Annotated in this window: 15 protein-coding genes; 14 read left to right on the top strand and 1 reads right to left on the bottom strand. The window is 65.8% G+C overall.

The features are described from left to right. From BMY25_RS14085 to BMY25_RS14045, 9 genes are all read left to right on the top strand, one after another. Positions 1–1,422: glycoside hydrolase/phage tail family protein (locus BMY25_RS14085; protein ID WP_177176866.1), on the top strand; the 1,422-nt coding region annotated here is incomplete at its 5' end. Then, positions 1,419–2,390, top strand: a complete 972-nt coding sequence (locus tag BMY25_RS14080) for a GTA baseplate fiber-binding domain-containing protein (protein WP_092497616.1) — start codon at positions 1,419–1,421, stop codon at positions 2,388–2,390. The genes BMY25_RS14085 and BMY25_RS14080, both read left to right, overlap by 4 nt. 10 nt (positions 2,391–2,400) lie before the next feature. Then, positions 2,401–3,393 (top strand): DUF2793 domain-containing protein, encoded by a 993-nt coding sequence (locus BMY25_RS14075; RefSeq protein WP_177176865.1) that lies wholly within the window; start codon positions 2,401–2,403, stop codon positions 3,391–3,393. A 32-nt stretch (positions 3,394–3,425) separates the two neighbouring features. Continuing rightward, positions 3,426–3,773: a hypothetical protein gene (locus tag BMY25_RS14070; RefSeq protein WP_092497612.1), complete on the top strand. Its 348-nt coding sequence runs from the start codon at positions 3,426–3,428 to the stop codon at positions 3,771–3,773. Then, a complete protein-coding gene (locus BMY25_RS14065; RefSeq protein WP_092497610.1) occupies positions 3,766–6,093 on the top strand; it encodes a hypothetical protein in 2,328 nt (775 codons plus the stop codon). Before BMY25_RS14070 ends, BMY25_RS14065 begins: the two co-directional genes overlap by 8 nt. Next, complete coding sequence (locus tag BMY25_RS14060) at positions 6,093–6,872, top strand: hypothetical protein (RefSeq protein WP_092497608.1); 780 nt, start codon at positions 6,093–6,095, stop codon at positions 6,870–6,872. Before BMY25_RS14065 ends, BMY25_RS14060 begins: the two co-directional genes overlap by 1 nt. Before the next feature lie 324 nt (positions 6,873–7,196). Continuing rightward, on the top strand, positions 7,197–7,904 hold the full coding sequence (locus BMY25_RS14055) for a glycoside hydrolase family 108 protein (protein WP_092497607.1): 708 nt from the start codon (positions 7,197–7,199) through the stop codon (positions 7,902–7,904). A gap of 64 nt (positions 7,905–7,968) precedes the next feature. Beyond that, positions 7,969–8,301: a cell wall anchor protein gene (locus tag BMY25_RS14050; RefSeq protein WP_238858340.1), complete on the top strand. Its 333-nt coding sequence runs from the start codon at positions 7,969–7,971 to the stop codon at positions 8,299–8,301. Between the two features lie 34 nt (positions 8,302–8,335). Further along, positions 8,336–8,563, top strand: a complete 228-nt coding sequence (locus BMY25_RS14045; RefSeq protein ID WP_092497605.1) for a hypothetical protein — start codon at positions 8,336–8,338, stop codon at positions 8,561–8,563. A 42-nt stretch (positions 8,564–8,605) separates the two neighbouring features. On the opposite strand, the gene BMY25_RS21475 is transcribed toward BMY25_RS14045, so the two are convergent. Beyond that, a complete protein-coding gene (locus tag BMY25_RS21475; RefSeq protein ID WP_092497603.1) occupies positions 8,606–8,845 on the bottom strand; it encodes a twin-arginine translocase TatA/TatE family subunit in 240 nt (79 codons plus the stop codon). Positions 8,846–9,103: 258 nt separating this feature from the next. Between BMY25_RS21475 and BMY25_RS14035 the strand changes: the two genes are divergently transcribed. The 5 genes from BMY25_RS14035 (at position 9,104) to BMY25_RS14015 (ending at position 13,624) form a co-directional block, all read left to right on the top strand. Beyond that, entirely contained in the window at positions 9,104–9,409 is a 306-nt protein-coding gene (locus BMY25_RS14035; protein ID WP_143061974.1) for an RT0821/Lpp0805 family surface protein, read from the top strand. An 84-nt stretch (positions 9,410–9,493) separates the two neighbouring features. After that, a complete protein-coding gene (gene ccmI / locus BMY25_RS14030; protein ID WP_092497599.1) occupies positions 9,494–10,678 on the top strand; it encodes a c-type cytochrome biogenesis protein CcmI in 1,185 nt (394 codons plus the stop codon). Next, positions 10,675–11,133: a cytochrome c maturation protein CcmE gene (gene ccmE, locus BMY25_RS14025; RefSeq protein ID WP_092497597.1), complete on the top strand. Its 459-nt coding sequence runs from the start codon at positions 10,675–10,677 to the stop codon at positions 11,131–11,133. Before ccmI ends, ccmE begins: the two co-directional genes overlap by 4 nt. Then, a complete protein-coding gene (locus tag BMY25_RS14020) occupies positions 11,133–13,130 on the top strand; it encodes a heme lyase CcmF/NrfE family subunit (RefSeq protein ID WP_092497595.1) in 1,998 nt (665 codons plus the stop codon). Before ccmE ends, BMY25_RS14020 begins: the two co-directional genes overlap by 1 nt. A gap of 26 nt (positions 13,131–13,156) precedes the next feature. Then, the gene (locus BMY25_RS14015; protein ID WP_092497593.1) at positions 13,157–13,624 is read left to right on the top strand and encodes a cytochrome c-type biogenesis protein; all 468 of its coding nucleotides are present in this window, start codon (positions 13,157–13,159) and stop codon (positions 13,622–13,624) included. Positions 13,625–13,843: the final 219 nt, after the last annotated feature.

Here is a 13,843-nt window from a genome sequence, read left to right as displayed (position 1 = left end):
TTCCACCTCGATCCGCTCTGGGCCGACGACAACATCGACTTCGTCGGCATCGACAATTACATGCCGCTCGCCGACTGGCGCGACGGCGAGGATCACCGCGACTGGCAGCCGATGCGGCGGATCAGCGACCGCGATTACCTGCAGTCCAACATCGAGGGCGGGGAGGGGTTCGACTGGTACTATGCCTCGTCAGCCGACCGCGACGCGCAGAACCGGGCTGCGATCACTGACGGCGGGGCCGGCAAGCCCTGGGTTTTCCGCTTCAAGGATATCCGCTCCTGGTGGTCCAATCCCCATTACGACCGGCCGGGCGGCGTGGAAAATGGCACCGCAACCGCCTGGGTGCCGCAATCCAAGCCGATCTGGTTCACCGAACTCGGCTGTCCGGCAGCGGACAAGGGGCCGAACCAGCCGAATGTCTTCGTCGATCCCAAGTCGTCGGAGAGCGCCTTTCCGTATTACTCCAATGGCTGGCGCGACGACCTGGCCCAGCGCGCCTTCCTGGAAGCGCAGCTGAGCTATTGGGACGCATCGGCCGGGCATAATCCGGTCTCCTCTGTCTATGGCGGACCGATGCTCGACACCGACCGGATCTGCATCTGGACCTGGGATGCGCGGCCTTTTCCGTTTTACCCGTCCTCGTCGGATTTCTGGCGCGACACGCCGAACTGGACCTACGGCCATTGGCTGAACGGACGGGCCGGGCTGGCGCCGCTGGATCTCGTCATCGCCGACATCCTGTCCCGGCAGGACTTTACCCGTTTCGACACCGATGAACTCGCCGGTCTTGTTACCGGCTACGTGCTGGACGATGCGCCGAGCGCCCGAGACGCCATCGAGGCGCTGGGCACGGCCTTCTTCTTCGACGGGGTGGAAAGCGAAGGCCAAATCGTCTTCCGCCGCCGCGACCGGCCGTCGGTGGTGAGCTATGCCGAGGACGATCTCGCGGTGACGGCCAGCGACAGCAGCGACGGAACGGTCGCGGCAGCCTTCCAGCTGACGCGGGCGCAGGAGACGGACCTGCCGCTCTCCGTCCGGCTCAGCTACACCGACGCGGCGTCCGACTATCGCTCGGCCAATGCTTACGGCCGGCGGCTCTCCTCGCAATCGGCGCGGGTGACCAGCACCTCGGTGCCCTTCGTCATGGAGCAGGCGGACGCGATCGGCCTCGCCGAGGCCATGCTGATCGAAGCCTACGTCAAGCGCGAGGCGGGGACGCTGTCGCTGCCGCCGAGCGCGCTGGCGCTGGAGCCCGGCGATGTCGCCGACTTCACCCTCGGCGGTCGCGACTGGCGTCTTCGCGTCAGCACGATCTCGGACGCGGCGCAGCGCGACCTTGAGGCGGAGCGCACCGACCGCTCGGTCTACCAGCTGAAGCCCGGCGCGCTGCGCGATTACGGACCTACGGGAGGCGGCGCATGAGACGGCTTCGAACCACCGACGGGCCGGCGGAACTCGCCTTCATGGACCTGCCGTTGCTGAAGGGGAACGAGGCGGAGGCGGCACCAACGCTTGCCGCCTATGCCAGCCCCTGGCGCGATGTGGCTGTCTATCGGTCGCCAACAGCCACCGGCTTCGCGCTGAACACGCGGCTGACGCAACCCGCCACCATGGGCGAACTGACCGCGCCGCTTTATTCCGGCCCGACGAGCCGCTGGGATCGGGGCAACTCGGTCTATGTCAGGCTTTACGGCGACGACGACCAGCTTTCCGCCAAGGAGGATCTGCTGGTCTTCGACGGCGGCAATGTCCTCTGCGTCGAGAATGCCGACGGCGAATGGGAGGTTTTGCAGTTCGCCGATGCCGAGCTGACGGGCAGCAAGACTTACAGGCTTTCCCGGCTGCTGCGCGGGCAGGCGGGGACGGAAGGCGCGCTGCGCGATCCCGTCGCCAGCGGTGCGAGGATCGTGCTGCTGGATAGCGCCTGCGAGCAGGCGACGCTGGTGCCGGACGAACGCGAGTTGCCCTTCAACTGGAAGTGGGGACCGGCTGCCGCCGATCTGTCCGCCGCCAGTTTCCAGAGCGCCACGCGCGCTTTCGAAGGCGTAGGGCTGCGACCACTCTCGCCGGTGCATATCCGGGCACGGCGCGATGCTGTGACAGGCGACATCACGCTCTCCTGGATCCGCCGCACGCGGCGGAACGGCGATAGCTGGACGCAGATCGAGGTGCCGCTGGCGGAAGAGCGCGAAGCCTACGCAGTGGACATTCTCGGCGGCGACTCCGTCAAGCGGACGCTGTCGGCTGCCGAATCCTCCGTCCTCTACAGCGCCGCCGACCAGCTGGCCGACTGGGGCGATGTCCTGCCGGCCACGCTCACCGTCGCCGTCGTCCAGGTCTCGATCACCTTCGGGCGCGGCCAGAGCCGCACCGCCACTCTCTCCCTCTGACGGAGTCACCATGTCCGAGACGACCAACCTGAAGCTTCCCTTTCTGGAAGCGGCGCAGGCGCAGAAGCACGTCACCCTGAACGAGGCGCTCGGGATGCTGGATGCGCTGGTGCAGCTTGCCGTCAAGAGCCGCGACCTCACGGCGCCGCCTGACGCTCCAACCGATGGCGACCGCTATATCGTCGCCGCCGATGCCACCGGCGCCTGGGCGGGCAAAGACCTCAACCTTGCCAGCTGGACCGACGGCGCATGGTCCTTCTTCGCGCCCGTCGCGGGCTGGCTCGTCTGGGTCGAGGACGAGAACGCATTGCTGGTCTGGAACGGTTCGGCCTGGGTGTCCGCCGCGTCCGGCACGGCCTCGCTCACCGAGGCGGAGCTCGCCGCCGGGATCCCGAAGCTCGGCATCGGCACGGCGGCGGATGATGCCAACCTCCTCGCCGCCAAGCTCAACGCGGTCCTCTTCACCGCGCTCGAAGCAGCGAGCGGCGGCACCGGTGACATCCAGTTCAAGGTCAACAAGGAAACGGCCGCCGACACGGCTTCGCTGCTCTTCCAGACCGGCTATTCCGGCCGCGCCGAGATGGGGCTGACCGGCGACGACGATTTCCACGTCAAGGTCTCGAACGACGGCTTGGCCTGGACGGAGGCGATCCGCATCGAAGCCGCATCTGGTCGGGCAAGGCTGGCGCTGCTGCGGCCCGTGATCGCCGCCACGGCCGATTACACGCTGCTCCCCGGCGACAGCGGCTCGCTCGTCTCGATCAGCAAGGCCACCGCCACGACGCTGACGCTGCCGGCCGATGCGCCGGCGGGCTTCGCCGTCACCGTCAAGCAGAGCGGGGCCGGGCAGGTGACCTTCGCCCCAGCTTCCGGCGCGACGCTGGAAAGCTATGCCGGCCATACCAGAACCGCCGGCCAGAAAGCCGTGGCGCGGCTGGCCGTCTTCGAAAACAGCACAGGCACCGCCGCCGTCTGGACCCTCGACGGGCAAACCGCAGCATGACGCCATCCCCAACCCTTACGCGACGAGGACCCATGCAACCCGCAACCAGGGATTTCGAGATCGTGCGCGGCAGCAGCGTGCCGCTCCGCTTCAGTCTTTCCACCATCACGGACGGCGCAACGACGGTTTCCGCGACCTGGGACAGCGCCGTCCTCAGCATCGTCGGACCCGACTTTTCCGTCCGCTATTCCACCGAGGACGGCGGCTTGACCCGCGCAGAGGACGGCACCGTCACCTGGCTCCCCACGGCGGCCGAAACCCGGTCGCTGCCGGCTGGGCGTGTCAACAGCTACGAACTCGAATTCCGCTGGAGCAACGGCGAGCAATGGGTGGTGCTGGCCGGGACGATCAATGGCGTGGGAGGGTTGAACGATGACTGAGCAGATCTCCGTCGAAGTTACCGAGGCGCCCGATGCGATCCTGATCGAGGTGCAGGTGCCCGGCCTGCCGGGCGCCGAGGGGGAAGCCGGCGAGCAGGGTGGATCGCTGCTGGTGGGCACCGGTGCTCCGGATGCAGCGATCGGCCGTGACGACCTCGACAGCTACTTCGACTATGCTGGCGGAAACCTGTATCCACCGAAAGCCTCCGGGTTCTGGAGTGATGCTCCCGCCAGCCTCCGGGGTCCTTCCGGACCGGCGGGGAAGAACGGCTCCGGCGTCGTGAATGGCGTGCTTTCGGCCTCGGAGACGCTGTTCGTAGGCTCCGCCGACGCCGGGGAGGACTTCCCCTTCGCCATTACCGACGAGAACGGCACCGTGCTCCTCGGTATCGACGGCGTGGGCAAGGTGAACCTCGTTCGCGACAACGAGGAGCAATTCGCTGATGGCACGCTTCTGTCCGGCGGCTTCGTCTGGGGACTGACGGACGAGGAGGGAAAGGTCGCGCTCGGCCTCAAGCAGGATGGCACGGCCTTCCTCCGCCTCTCCGACGACGCGGTGGCCGACTTGGAGACGGATCTGGCGTTGTTTCCCAATCCCTCCGTGATCCAGGGCGTCGACAATCCTTTCGCGGTGCAGGCGATCACGCCAACTCTTTCGCGTTTTTCCGCGACGATCGAGAGCGGCTGGGGCGGCAATCCCTATCCGGTCACCATGGGTTACCGGCAGCGGAGCGACATCGCGTCTTCGTCCACTCCCCGAGACACACCGCTCGACTGGGAATTCTTCGGCGTCAACGGCGATTCCACGTCGACCGGTACCAACGGGCAGAGCGGGCCCAAGGTGATCGACACGGTGCCGCCGGCTGAAATCCGCCATGTCGGCTTTTCCTTCACGCCGTCATCGAGCCCGCAACTCGGCACGGGGGCGCGGGGCGCGGCCAACAACGTGCTCCAATCGGTCGAACTCACAGACCTGGTGCCGGCGATCGAGAATGCGGTGCCGAACTCCCAGCAGGGGGAAACGGGGCTGGCCGGCGGCCTCGCCTGGGCCTCGCTCTGGCGCGATCGTCTGAAGATGCCGTGGAAAAACTATATCGTCCGCACCCATGGCGCCCCTGGCAAGTCCACGCTCGAGGTCGGGCCCGGCCAGAACCCCTTCAGCAACTTCGTCAAGGAGATCAACGCGGCCGTCGCCCTGACCGGCAGATATGGCGGCGCGGTGAAGGCGGACTGGATCGCGCTGCATAGCACCGGTCACGATCGCGAATATTGCTCCACCGCCACCACCGCCGATGCCGCCTCCGGGTCCACCACGCTCATCGTGGCAGCCACGACCAACTGCCATCTGGGCGAGATCGTCACGGGTGCGGATGCCATTCCGGCCGGCACAATCGTGGCGGGCTACACCTCCACCACGATCACCCTAAACCAGGCGCTGACAGCGGCCTTGCCGAGCGGAACGGCCATCGATTGCGCCGCGCCGATTGCCAGGATCCCGGCAATGTTCGCGAGCCTGCAGGCCGCCTACGCCGCCCAATGCACCGCGGCGACGGGGCAGGAGAGCGGCCCGGTCCTCGCCTGCACCCAGATGGGCGCGCCCTGCATGAACAAGGCGACGCCGCAGGACGGGCAGAACGACACACCGGAGGCGCAGCAGGCGGTTCTGGACTTCGTCCGCGCCAATCCCGCGATCTCCCGCCTCGTCTACCCCCGCTACATCCTGCGGATGGACCAGGAGGACGACGCCGACACAGCCCAGCACAACAGCTTCCACTATGCGCCGCAGAGCTACCTCCTTGAATACGAGTACGTCTTCAAGGCGCGCCTGACGGAGGAGTATACGGGCACGCGCTGGGTCGCCTATGGCGAATACATGACGGTGACCCGCTCGGCCCGGACCGTGAAGGTCCGCATCTGGAAAGACGCGGCCTGCACCGTTCCCTGGGGCGGGGCGAACTTCGACACGACCGGCTTCTTCAACGCGACGGGGCTGAACGGGGAGAAGCTGGAGACCTGCGAAGCCGTGCCCGGCGGTCATTACGGCTTTCGCTACATGGTCTCAGGCAGCGATATCTGCACCGGTGTCAGCCTCTCCAGCGACCTTGTGCCGGGCGACGGCTACGACATCGCGATCGCCGCGGATGCCGGAGGACAGCTCGACTACGCCTATGTCGGGCCGGGCTCGCTGAAGCACAGCGGGGCGTGGGGCAATTGTTTCGACGATGGCGGCACGCTGGGCGGTCTCGTCCCGGAAAGCCGGTTCTTTCCCGGCCTCGTCCTCAAGAACCCTCTCGTCATTTTCAAGAAGGTCGTTTCCTGATGCCTATCGGAATCATCAAGCTCTCTGGGCTGAAGATCACGGACCCGACCCGTCCGGTCATCGCGGACCTGTCCTCGAAGGTGAAGGCGATTTCGAGCCTTTATTCCTGGGTGACGTTCGATGAGGACTCCGTCACGCTCGATGCCAGCGGGCTGATCCAGGCTGTCACCGACCAGAGCGGGAACGGCCGTGGTTTTGCCCAGGCGACGGCCGCTTATCGACCGAAATGGGTGGACGGCGTCGTCAACGATCGCCCCGTGGCGCGGTTTGCCGGGAGTGCGGCAAGCTCCGTCTTCAACCGGCTCGATTTCACGGGTGCGCTGCCTTCCTCCGGAGACCTGACGAAGATCGCCGTGCTCAAGCTCGCATCGACGGCAGGCGGCGTGCAGCAGATCCTGACCGATCTGGTGCCGGCGGCCACGAAGCATGTTCTGCAGGTCAACAATGCCACGCTGCAAACCGCGAACGGCAACACAAGCGGCAACCTGTCCTATCCGACCGCGCTGGACGCATCCGCATTCCACGTCGTCGCGGGGTCGCAGGATTTCGCGGACAAGCTGGCACGAGTGAAGCTCGATGAAGGTGCGGTCACCTCCGGCGCCATGACCGCGACGGGCTTCAACACGACCATGTATCTCGGCGCAAGCGAAACGCCGACCTATCCGCTCGCGGGAGATGTGGCGGAGGTGCTTGTGTTCAACGCGGATCTGCTCGCCGACGCGCATGCCGACGATCTTGCGGCAGTGATGGCCTACCTGCAGGCGCGGTTCGCGATTTGATCAGGGATGCTCCAGATCCTTGACAAGGTTTCTTGTCGACCGTGGTTCTTTCTGCAGCGGGCGGCGCTGCTCGCGGACCAGCCGCTCCGGCTGCGGATCGCGCATCAGGTCACTCGATTGAGACGGCGGCAGTTGAGCATGGATCAACTGCCGCCGCTTCGGCCACTCAGGGTTTTGGGTGGGCGAATGGCCTGACTTCGGACACGGGGAGTGTTGGCGAAGCTTCACGCAGGTTAGTTGCGGCGCTCGTCGTGTCTCGCTGATTTTTGTTTCGGATTATTGCCCGCCCGCCTCGCGCGGGCTTTTTCATGCCCGGAGGTTTCCATGACAGCGGCCGATTTCGAGCCATCGCTGAGGGTGACGCTCGCCTATGAGGGCGGGGTCTCTGACCACCGGCTCGACCCCGGCGGATTGACCAAGGCAGGGGTGACGCAGGGTACCTACGATGCCTGGCGCAAGCTTCAGAAGCTCGCCACCCGCAGCGTGACGTCGATCGCCGATGCCGAGATCCGCGCGATCTACCGTGACGGATACTGGTCCGTCATCCGCGGGGACGACCTGCCGGCCGGGATCGACTTCGCCGTCTTCGACTTCGCCGTGAATTCCGGCCCGGCGCGGGCGGTGAAGGGCTTGCAGAAGGCGGTCGGGACGGGCGCCGACGGCGTCGTCGGCAACCTTACGCTTGCGGCGGTTCAGGACGCCGCCAGGAAGGACGAGGAAGCCGTGATCCGGGCGATCTGCGAGGATCGGCTCGCCTTCATGCAATCCCTCGGCACCTGGCGGACCTTCGGCACCGGCTGGAAGCGGCGGGTAGTGGGCTCGCAGGCCGGCTTCCAGCCGAGCGACAGCGGGGTGCTCGACTATGCCACGATGATGGCGCGCAACGATCTCAGCTTCGGCGGCCCAATTAACCCCGCGCCCGGAAAGGCGTGGCCCGAAGGCCCGGACTACCTCGTCTTGCGCTCCGATCTCATGGCCGCCGTGGGCCAGCTGACCGCCGTCGCCAACCGCTTTCCGGCTGCGCTCGCCTGAGCCTTTCGGCCGGACCCGATCCCATCCCCGCGGCGGGGCAAGCCGACATTCAGGAGGCATTTCGATGAGACTTTCCGCATTCGCGGCGCTCGGCGTAGCGATGGTCGCAGGAGGCTGCGCGGCCGACAGCACGACCAGCATCGACGCGGCAATCGCCGACAACCTGCCGACCGCCTGCGCTGCCATCACGACCGCGGATGCCGCTTTCCAGACGGTCATCGCCACGGGGACGGTGGGCAAGTCGACGATGGAGAAGGAAACCGTCGCCATGGCCGCAATTAACGCGATCTGCGCCGATCCGACGACGGTCAGCAGCCCCGCCGCCGCGCTGCAAACGGCGGCGCAAGCCTACGTGGCGGTGATCAAGGCGCTGAACGAGGCCCACTCGGCGAAGTGACCGGGAAAAAGCTTTCAAAGACAGGAGCAGAAACATGCAAGGCTGGAAAACCGTCACGATCTCCGCACTGATCGCCATCTTCGGCGCTCTGCAGGGACTGGACTGGGCCAATCTGATTCCGAACGCCACCTATGCCGGCTGGATCATCTCCGCGATCGGCGTCGTCATGCTCGTGCTGAGGACGCTGACGAGAACGCCGGTGGGACAAGGCAAGATCGCCTCGGGGGACGCCGAAGGTCCGGCGTCCAGCAAAAGCCCATAACCGGCCGGGATGTCTCGGCCGACCTTTCGAGTGATCAGGAGGTCAGCCGACCGTGGGTGGCGTCTTCGCCCGCTCGGCCACCTTGGTCTCGGGATTGACCACATAGGTCTCTTCCTGCCGGGGCTGGATGCGGGTCGGCTCCGTCGGCTCGTCCGCCAGCCCCTCCTTGAAGCTCTTCACGCCCTTGGCGACATCGCCCATCAGGTCGGAGATCTTGCCTCGCCCGAAGAGAAGCACGACGACCAGGACCACGATGGCCACGTGCCAGAAACTCATACCCATAGTGCTCTCCCTCAGGTGACGCCGCGTTGCCGCTTCATTATTCGGACTAATCCCCGGGCGGCAACCCCGTTCCGGCTCGGTCCATCCGCCGGGGTCACGGCTTGCTGGCGGGCGCGGTCGCTGCCAAGATAGGGACCGCATTCGCCGGGCGAAAGAGATTCGATGCATAAAGTGCTTGCAGCCGCTTTCGGGCTGATCCTGACAGGGTGTGCGTGCGGCGACTGCGGACGCGTCCACCCGCCCGTCGGACTGGGACGCATGTCCCACGCCACCGTTGAGGGGCTGGTGGGCAAGCGTGTCGGCCGAACGCTTGCCGATGACGACATCGCAAAGGGCGAAGCGGCGGAGTTCCGCGCGCTGGAATTCAGCCGCGGTTCTGCGGTGGAATGGCACAGCACGATCGACGACAGCCACGGAAAGGTTGTGGCGGGCGATACCTCCCGCATCAACGACCTGACCTGCCGCCGCTACACGCACACCGTCTATATTCTCGGGCGGCCGCAGGTCGGCAGCGGAACGGCTTGCCGCCAGATCAACGGAAGCTGGCGCCTGATCAATAATTGATGTGCCGGCACGCGGCGCGCTCCGTCGCATTGCTGCCGGTCTGTTTCCGGATTAGGACGAGCGTCAAACAGGACGTTTTGGCACGTGCTTTTCTGGATCATCCTTATCCTGCTGACGGCGGCGGCTGTGCTTGCCGTGCTGATTCCGCTTGGTCGACGGGGGCATGTGGGCGAACTCGCCAGCCATGATCGCGCGGTCTACACCGACCAGCTTTCCGAAATCACCACCGAGGAAGCACGCGGAGAAATCTCTTCGGAAGACGCGAAAGCCGCGCGGGCTGAGATCGCGCGGCGCCTTATCGCCGCCGATCACGGCTCCGGCCGCGCCATTGCGTCGACAGAGAGCCCGGCGCCGCGCCGCCTCATCGCCATGGTGGCGCTGGTCGGCATTCCGCTTCTTTCCATTCCGCTCTACCTGCTCCTCGGTTCGCCCGGCATGCCCGGCGAACCGTTGCAGGCGCGACTCGATTCCAGTGCGCCGAACGACATCAACGTGCTTGTCGCGCGTGTCGAGCAGCATCTGGCGCAGGATCCGAAGGACGGCCATGGTTGGGAGATCCTCGGCCCCGTCTACGTCCGCATGGGTCGCTTGCCCGATGCGGAACATGCTTACCGCACCGCCATCGACGTGCTCGGCTCCTCGGCGGATCGGCAGGCAAATCTTGGCGAAGTTCTGGTCGCGGAGCAGGGCGCCGTCGTTACGGCGGATGCCAAGGCTGCGTTCGATGCGGCTTTGCAGGCAGACCCAAAAGCCCCGAAGGCCCGCTTCTATCTCGGTCTTGCCGACCAGCAGCACGGCGACAAGGTCGCGGCTGCCGATCGCTGGAACAAGCTCCTGGCCGATACGCCCGCCGATGCGCCATGGCGGCCTTTCGTCGAGACGTCGCTGGCCCAGCTTGAGGGCAAGGCTCCCGCCACCGGTATCCCGCCGATGGGGTCTGCGTCTGGGGCTGCGCCACCCGCGGCTGAAGGACAGCCCGGTCCGTCGCAAGCGGATGTCGCCGCGGCCTCTTCCATGTCGGGGGAAGACCGGCAGGCCATGATCAACGGCATGGTGGGCCGCCTCGCGGATCGCCTGCATGCGCAGCCTGACGATGTGGAAGGCTGGCTGCGACTTGTCCGCGCTTACAGCGTGCTTGGCCGGCAGGACGATGCCGCCCAGGCCGTCCGCACCGCCATGACATCGCTGAGGGCAGAGGACGCACGGCAGAAGATCGTCGCTTTGGCCAGTGACCTCGGCCTGAAAATTGGGGAGCTTGGCCAGCCATGACACGCAAGCAGAGGCGATTGAGCTTTATCGGCGCGGCGGGCGGCGTTCTCGCGGTCGCGGTCGGACTCGTGCTCTATGCTCTCACGGGGCAGATAGTCTTCTTTTATACTCCCTCCGACATCGCCGCCCATCCGATCGCGCCGGGAACGCGCGTGCGGCTCGGTGGACTGGTGGAGGATGGCTCCGTTCAGCACGGCGACAATGGACGGGTCGCTTTCAGCGTCACCGACACGCAACACCAGACCAAGGTGACCTATACCGGCCTGCTTCCGGATCTCTTCCGCGAAGGGCAGGGCGTCGTGGCGGAAGGCGTCTACGATGCGAACGGCATGGTGACCGCGGACAACGTGCTGGCTAAGCATGACGAAAAATACATGCCGCCCGAAGTGGCCGCCGCGCTGAAGAAGCAGGGCGTCTGGGAGGGTGACAAGCAGACAGCGGAGAAGACGCCGTGATGGACCTGTCCTTCGCCGAAATCGGCCATTACTCGCTGGTGCTCGCTCTGGCGCTTTCCCTGTTGCAGTCCTTCGTGCCGCTCTGGGGCGCGCACCGTCTCGACGGACGCCTGATGAGCGTCGGTCCCGTGGTCGCAGTGGTGAACTTCGGCTATGTCGCGCTCGCCTTTGCCGCGCTCGTCGCCGTTCACGTGACTTCGGATTTCTCCGTCGCCAACGTCTACGAGAATTCCAACTCGCAGATCCCGCTGCTCTTCAAGATAACGGGCGTCTGGGGAAACCATGAAGGGTCGATCCTTCTCTGGATCCTGATCCTCGCCTTGTTCGGGGCGCTGGTCGCGCTATTCAGTTCCAATCTTCCGGACACGCTGCGGGCGCGCGTGCTCTCGGTGCAGGGCTGGATAGGCACCGCGTTCCTGCTGTTCCTGCTCTTGACCTCCAACCCCTTCGCCCGGCTCAACCCGGCTCCGATGGAGGGGCAGGACCTCAATCCGGTGCTGCAGGACATCGGCCTCGCGATCCATCCGCCGATGCTCTATCTCGGCTATGTCGGCTTCTCCATCGCCTTTTCCTTTGCCATCGCTGCGCTGATCGACGGCCGGATCGACGCGGCCTGGGCGCGGTGGGTGCGGCCCTGGACGCTGCTTGCCTGGCTCTTCCTGACGCTCGGAATCGCAATGGGCTCTTACTGGGCCTATTACGAACTCGGCTGGGGCGGCTTCTGGTTCTGGGACCCGGTGGAGAACGCGTCCTTCATGCCCTGGCTCGCCGGCACGGCGCTGCTGCACTCCGCCGTCGTGATGGAAAAGCGCGGTGCGCTGAAGATCTGGACGATCCTGCTGGCGATCCTGACCTTCTCGCTGTCGCTGCTCGGCACGTTCATCGTCCGCTCCGGGGTATTGACCTCGGTGCATGCCTTCGCCTCCGATCCGACGCGCGGCGTGTTTATCCTGGCGATCCTCACGGCCTTTATCGGGGGGGCACTCGTACTCTTCGCCTGGCGTGCGCCGGGCCTGAAGCAGGGCGGTATCTTCGCGCCGATCAGCCGCGAGGGAGCGCTGGTCTTCAACAATCTCTTCCTCATCGCGGCGACGGCGACCGTGCTCGTCGGCACCCTCTATCCGCTGGCGCTGGATACCCTGACCAGCCGCAAGATCTCCGTCGGATCGCCGTTCTACCAGCTCACCTTCGCGCCCCTGATGGTGCCGCTGCTGCTGGCAGTGCCGTTCGGCCCCATGCTGGCCTGGAAGCGCGGTGACCTGAAGGGAGCGGCGCAGCGCCTTGCCGTCGCCATGGTGCTATCCGTCATCGCGGTGGTCCTCGCGCTCTTCCTCTCCGGAGCAAAGGGCGTGCTGGCCCCCCTCGCTGTAGGGCTCGGCATCTGGCTCATCGCCGGAAGCGTCGTCGATCTGACGGAGCGCGCCAGGCTTTTCCGGGGATCGCTGTCGACGAGCTTCGCCCGCCTGACGGGGCTTCCCCGATCCGCATTCGGTTCGGCACTGGGCCATGCCGGCCTTGGCCTGACGGTGCTCGGCATAACTTTCGTCTCGTCATGGCAGATCGAGGCGATCACCTCGGTGAAGCCCGGCCAGTCGATCCCGCTCGGCCATTACCAGCTGACCTATGTGGAGACGACCAACGGGCGGGGACCGAACTTCCGCGCCGAGGTTTCCCGCTTCCAGGTGACCGGCGACAATGGCCGAAGCTTCACCATGGCGCCCTCCAAGCGCTTCTTCTCCGCGCGACAGAGCGCGACTACGGAATCGGCGCTCAAGACGATCTGGCTATCGCAGATCTACCTGTCGCTGGGTGACCGTTCAGATGACGGTTCGCTTGTGGTGCGGGCCTATTACAAGCCGCTGGTGACGTTGATCTGGCTGGGTGGCGTGGTCATGGCGATCGGTGGTGTTATTTCGCTCAGCGACCGTCGGCTGCGCGTCGGTGCGCCGCGAAAGGCGAGGGCGCGCAAGCCTGCCGCCGAGCCGGTCTCGACTTGATCGGGGCTGGCGTAATCGGGCTTGGGGTGATCAGGCGCTCGTTGCTCGCGCTGGCGCTTCTGTGCGCAGTCGCGGCTCCGGCATTCGCTGTTCAGCCCAACGAGATGCTGCCGGATCCTGCGCTGGAAGCGCGCGCTAGGGCTATTTCGGAAGGCCTGCGTTGTCTGGTCTGCCAGAACGAATCCATCGACGATTCCAACGCACCGCTGGCCCACGATCTCCGGATGCTTGTCCGCGACCGGCTGAAGGCCGGCGATACGGACGCGCAGGTCCGCCAGTATCTCGTCGCGCGTTATGGCGAGTTCGTGCTGCTGAAGCCGAGCTTCAGCCCGGAGAACCTGCTCCTCTGGGGAACGCCGATCATGGTGCTCGCGGTGGGCGGGCTGATCCTGCTTTCGCGCCGCCCCCGGCGTCAGCCGCGAACGCTCGCGCTGAGTGCCGAGGAAGAGGCGGCGCTGGAGCGGATACTGTCCCGGGAAGACCAGCCCGGCTGAAGCGTCGCATGGGCCGCCTCCACATTACGCAAAATTAATCGGCGGGACACGGGATCGTAAGTCTGAGGCTCCTATCTCTATCAGCACAGAGCGGCGCACCTGCCCCCCGGCGTCGCACCTGTCAGGATCGGGACCGCTCCTTGCGAGGAGCGGTCCCGGCTCAACCGGAGTTCAGGACATTGACCGATCAAAATTCCCAGTCGCCTTCGCGCTCCCGAC

This window comes from Faunimonas pinastri (assembly GCF_900110915.1).
GTDB classification, from domain to species: domain Bacteria; phylum Pseudomonadota; class Alphaproteobacteria; order Rhizobiales; family Afifellaceae; genus Faunimonas; species Faunimonas pinastri.
The sequence above is the reverse complement of the archived record's forward strand: the minus strand, read 5'-3'. Positions and strand labels throughout refer to the sequence as shown.

Bases quoted from the DNA above. Each gene is read 5' to 3' on its own strand.
- BMY25_RS14080 (WP_092497616.1), top strand. From the start codon at position 1,419: ATGAGACGGCTTCGAACCACCGACGGGCCGGCGGAACTCGCCTTCATG.
- BMY25_RS14075 (WP_177176865.1), top strand. From the start codon at position 2,401: ATGTCCGAGACGACCAACCTGAAGCTTCCCTTTCTGGAAGCGGCGCAG.
- BMY25_RS14070 (WP_092497612.1), top strand. From the start codon at position 3,426: ATGCAACCCGCAACCAGGGATTTCGAGATCGTGCGCGGCAGCAGCGTG.
- BMY25_RS14065 (WP_092497610.1), top strand. From the start codon at position 3,766: ATGACTGAGCAGATCTCCGTCGAAGTTACCGAGGCGCCCGATGCGATC.
- BMY25_RS14060 (WP_092497608.1), top strand. From the start codon at position 6,093: ATGCCTATCGGAATCATCAAGCTCTCTGGGCTGAAGATCACGGACCCG.
- BMY25_RS14055 (WP_092497607.1), top strand. From the start codon at position 7,197: ATGACAGCGGCCGATTTCGAGCCATCGCTGAGGGTGACGCTCGCCTAT.
- BMY25_RS14050 (WP_238858340.1), top strand. From the start codon at position 7,969: ATGAGACTTTCCGCATTCGCGGCGCTCGGCGTAGCGATGGTCGCAGGA.
- BMY25_RS14045 (WP_092497605.1), top strand. From the start codon at position 8,336: ATGCAAGGCTGGAAAACCGTCACGATCTCCGCACTGATCGCCATCTTC.
- BMY25_RS21475 (WP_092497603.1), bottom strand. From the start codon at position 8,845: ATGGGTATGAGTTTCTGGCACGTGGCCATCGTGGTCCTGGTCGTCGTG.
- BMY25_RS14035 (WP_143061974.1), top strand. From the start codon at position 9,104: ATGTCCCACGCCACCGTTGAGGGGCTGGTGGGCAAGCGTGTCGGCCGA.
- ccmE (WP_092497597.1), top strand. From the start codon at position 10,675: ATGACACGCAAGCAGAGGCGATTGAGCTTTATCGGCGCGGCGGGCGGC.
- BMY25_RS14020 (WP_092497595.1), top strand. From the start codon at position 11,133: ATGGACCTGTCCTTCGCCGAAATCGGCCATTACTCGCTGGTGCTCGCT.